This window comes from Candidatus Clostridium eludens, assembly GCF_045310515.1.
Taxonomy (GTDB): domain Bacteria; phylum Bacillota; class Clostridia; order Clostridiales; family Clostridiaceae; genus Clostridium_B; species Clostridium_B eludens.
This window is the reverse complement of the sequence record NZ_JBJHZX010000143.1, coordinates 1-696: the sequence shown is the minus strand read 5'-3', so window position 1 is coordinate 696 and position 696 is coordinate 1. Positions and strand designations below refer to the sequence as shown.

Annotated in this window: 1 protein-coding gene; it reads left to right on the top strand. The window is 36.1% G+C overall.

The window, feature by feature from the left end; translation table 11 throughout:
- Positions 1-78: 78 nt before the first annotated feature.
- A partial coding sequence (locus ACJDU8_RS25590; protein ID WP_406795008.1) for an IS3 family transposase occupies positions 79-696 on the top strand: 618 nt, incomplete at its 3' end.

Sequence of the window (696 nt, the reverse complement as noted above, 5' to 3'; positions counted from 1 at the left end):
TGCACGATTAAAACGTGAACTTCGCGATACAAAGGATGCTCTAGATGTATTAAAAAAAGCCATAAGCATTCTGGGAAGGTGACAGAAGCAATCTATATTGAAGTCCAAAACAAATGTGAAGACCTCAAGGATAAACGCCGGGTTTCTGTCAGCGGAATGCTTCGTATATTAGGCGTTTCACGTTCAGGATATAATTCATGTCTGCATCGCCTACCTTCAAATCAACAAAAAAGAAAGAAGCTTGTAAAGAAGAAAATCAAAAAAATTTATGATAAATCTCACCAAAATTATGGTGCTCCTAAAGTTACCAAAGAAATACAGAAAACTGGTGAAAGAATATCAGAACGTACTGTTGGAAAGTACATGAGAGAACTTGAAATTAAAGCTCAATATATAAAACCATATGCTGTTACTACAAAGGATTCTGATTTCAGCAGCAACCTTGAAAATATCCTAAACGAACAGTTCAATCCATCTGCACCAAATGCAGCATGGTGTACAGATATCACATATCTGTGGACCAATGCAGGCTTTGTATACCTTACAAGTATCATGGATTTATACTCTCGAAAAATCATAGCCTGGACTCTTTCAGAAACTTTAAATGTTTCTTGTGTCATTGATACAATTAATAAAGCTAAGAAAGACAGAGAGCTTGTTAGTCCTGTTATTATACATAGTGACAGGGGCAGTCAG